The 2,716-nt window shown below is 50.1% G+C and carries 3 protein-coding genes; 1 reads left to right on the top strand and 2 read right to left on the bottom strand.

Annotation, left to right across the window (positions count from 1 at the left end):
* Both HKN79_06420 and HKN79_06415 read right to left on the bottom strand, forming a co-directional pair.
* Positions 1-549, bottom strand: a 549-nt coding sequence (locus HKN79_06420; GenBank protein ID NNC83193.1) for a carbohydrate binding family 9 domain-containing protein, incomplete at its 3' end; no start/stop codon positions are given.
* Between the two features lie 128 nt (positions 550-677).
* On the bottom strand, positions 678-998 hold the full coding sequence (locus HKN79_06415) for a hypothetical protein (GenBank protein ID NNC83192.1): 321 nt from the start codon (positions 996-998) through the stop codon (positions 678-680).
* A gap of 448 nt (positions 999-1,446) precedes the next feature.
* Between HKN79_06415 and HKN79_06410 the strand changes: the two genes are divergently transcribed.
* Entirely contained in the window at positions 1,447-2,565 is a 1,119-nt protein-coding gene (locus HKN79_06410; protein NNC83191.1) for a beta-lactamase family protein, read from the top strand.
* The last annotated feature ends 151 nt before the right edge of the window (positions 2,566-2,716 follow it).

Genomic DNA, 2,716 nt, shown 5'->3' with positions numbered 1-2,716 from the left:
GACATCGGCCTGCTCATAGCGTAATGAGGAGAAAGGGATACGCAGTTCTGTGCTCCAGCCATCTTCATCGATGTATGATGCCGCATTCCAAAAGGTATTCCAGGAGTCATTGAAGTCCTCCCCATTGCGACTGATCTCCAGGTCCTGCCGGGCGCCCAGGGGATTGGTACGGAAGACCAAGGTATTGAGCATATCGTTGTAAGAATCGATGTAGAACTCGAAGTAGTCATCGGCCGATTGGGTCTTGTCCCTCTCCAGGGTAGTAGCGAAGACTTGCGAGGGATCGGAGAAAAACATCTTGGCCCCTACGTATAGAAAGTGTTCATCGTACAACACCTTGACCTCTACCCGTTCGGTGGCATCAGCTCCTAGACTGGGCTCTATCTGTTTGAAATCGGTGAGTTCAAAACCCTTTTGCCAGACCGCTTCATCTACTTTGCCATCAATGGTGATGGGTCCATCGGTCTGGGGAATGGATACCACTTGCCCTGATAGCTGCACACAGCATGTGCACACAAAGAAACCCACCCACCATGCTTTCGATATCATACACCTATCTTCTGCAGGCAATCTAAGCGAGTGGAGTCCTTTCAGCGTCAGGCTTTACATGAAACGCTCGAATCTCTATGTGAACGGTCGAGCTTTCCTATCCTTCTTTAGACGGAATCGGCCTTCGCTCAAGCCCTCCAAGTATAGAATGCCTTGGTGGCATCTCTCAGCTCCCTACGTGAGGGCCCGAACTTCTTCTCGATCCGACCGAAATAGTCATCGGTGATCTTCTCCTTGTATGGTAGATCTTCATCGGTGATCTGAGGCACGCGTTTCTTGATGGCGGCCTTGAATTCGGCCCAGTATTTCTTGCGTATCTCCATGTACGGACCTCTGTTGCGAGATTCTATACTCGGCTCGGAAGATGCTTTGGATTCCTCTTGGGCCTTGAAGGGACTCTGCTCCTTCATGCCTACGGTATGTTTGCTTGTGTTCTCTTGATTCTTCATACTGGTTTTTTATAAGATTCGACTTCGATCAAATGGCCTGGGACCGAACAGTATCGGTCGATACTGCAAATTCCAATTCCATTCCGATCTTCCTTAAAACACCTCCTTTGGCTGAAAACCCGCTGATACCAAGGCCTATAGAGGCATGGTCTTCGATCGGAATAATAAGGAGTCCATGAAGGCATGTAGACCGATCTCTACATGGTGTGGATGTATTACAGACATGCCCATCCAGCCACTCAAGCCTGTAGCAGAGCCAATTTTGCCAATCCTACACTCTTCTAAGAAACCGTCATTCCGAGACCCGAGGACTCGGGACGAGGAATCCCTCCAAAACAAGACCGAGCTCGATCAGCAACTGTCTCTCAAGGCCCTGAACATTAACAAGCCTTAACATCTCCGTATCGATGATTCATAGAATTTCGTCCTTGAATCGAAACAGAACATCATGCACAAGACTATTCTACCCGCGCTCTTTTGCGCTCTACTTATGGCCTCCTGCTCTGACAGCCCTTCTGTACTCAGCGAGTCAAAGACCCCTCCCTCCTCTTCCATCACGGATGAAAGCGCATCTGAACTTTCTACGGTAGAAGTGGATAAAGCGTCTCAGGCACGTATTGATTCCTTTATGACGGTGCATACAGCATCCGGCCTATTTGCTGGAGTGGTCGGGGTGTACACGGGTTTTGATGAGGATTTCGTCAAGGCCTACGGTCAGCGAAACTCGGAGAAGGACCTCCCTTTCGAGCGGCAGACCCGGGTCAACATCGCCTCTTTGGACAAACTCTTCACCACCGTGGCCATCCTGCGATTGGTGCAAGAAGAGAAGCTGGACCTCGAACAGAAGGTCAAGGACATCCTTCCAGAACTGAGCGACCCACGTTCCGATGAAGTGACCCTACTCAATCTCTTGAACCATACCTCTGGATACGGTATGTATTGGGACGACCCCTATTTCCAGGAGAATATGGAAGAACTCACCAGTATACCCGCCTATATGGCCTTTTTGAAGGATGCACCCATCGCCTTTGAACCCGGCAGCGAGCAGCAGTACAGCAATACCGGCTTTGTGCTGCTCGGAGCGGTGATCGAGAAGGTGACCGATGGGACTTACTACGATTATATCGAATCCCTTATCCTCGACCCTCTGGGAATGGAGAACACGGGCTATCGCATCGATTTTCAAGATGACCGTCTGGCGACAGGCTATATGCGTGATCCGCAAGACCCCGAGGCTCCCCTACAACCTGCCGATCCCTTCACCCCCATCATGGGTAACAGTGCCGGAGGCGGTTACTCCACTCTGGATGATCTGTATCGGTTTGTGAAGGCATTCTATGCGGGAGAACTCTTGGATCGGGAAGGAATGGTACTCACGACCACTCATTTCGAACGGTCAGTAGGAGAATTGAAGGGCCTGCTATTGGGTGGAGGGGCTCCAGGTGCCAACTCCATCATCGACTATGACATCGATGCCGACCTCTTGATCATCGTACTCTCCAACTATGATCCACCCGGTGCTGAGGAGGCTGCGCGTACAATTCGGGGGTTGATCTTGAAGCCGTAGTTCTTACAAGAGCTTAGCTCAATTTTTCAACTAGATGCAACTCCGTAATTCCTACGTTGAGTTCAGGCTATGTACTGAACCTGTCGAATGTAACAGGTGATACGTTGACCCAGAATTGAGACATCGATTCAAAGAAATTTCCCCAAAGTTT

The organism is Flavobacteriales bacterium (assembly GCA_013001705.1).
GTDB lineage: Bacteria > Bacteroidota > Bacteroidia > Flavobacteriales_D > JABDKJ01 > JABDLZ01.
This window is presented reverse-complemented; position numbering and strand designations above follow the sequence as displayed.